Raw genomic sequence first — 412 nt, forward strand, 5'->3', positions numbered from 1 at the left:
TCAAGATCGTCGGCCACGGCGTCGAGGTCTCCGGCCGCTTCTTCTGCTGCGCCCACTGCGCCCGCGCCGTCGAGGGCGAGCAGGGCGCCGAGGTACGCGACGCGGTCGGCGCCCGCCCCGCCTGACGCGGGCGCTCCCCGGGGCGCCACGGGCGTCGATCTCCGTCTAGCATCCCTCCGGTGTCCCGACGGTTGATCATCGCGGCGGCGCTGGTCGCCGTCCTCGCCGGCTGCGGCTCCACCACCGAGCCCGGCGCTGCCACCGGCCCCGCGCCGGCCCTCGCCGCGCCCTCACCCACCGACGGCGGGGCCGCCGAGGCGCTGCGTGACCGGTACGCCGCGACCGGCAGCCTGGCCGGCCTGGCCGAGGATCCCGAGTACGCCAGCGAGCGGCTCGACTCCGACGGCGTCCT

Annotated in this window: 2 pseudogenes; both read left to right on the plus strand. The window is 77.9% G+C overall.

Going from position 1 to position 412, the window contains the following annotated elements:
- Positions 1 to 125, plus strand: a pseudogene (locus tag KBX39_RS32935) (Prokaryotic metallothionein); the annotation flags it as partial.
- Positions 126 to 179: 54 nt separating this feature from the next.
- Positions 180 to 412: pseudogene (locus KBX39_RS32940) on the plus strand (hypothetical protein); the annotation flags it as partial.

Source organism: Micromonospora sp. D75 (assembly GCF_018070405.1).
In the GTDB taxonomy this organism is placed as follows: Bacteria; Actinomycetota; Actinomycetes; order Mycobacteriales; family Micromonosporaceae; genus Micromonospora; species Micromonospora chalcea.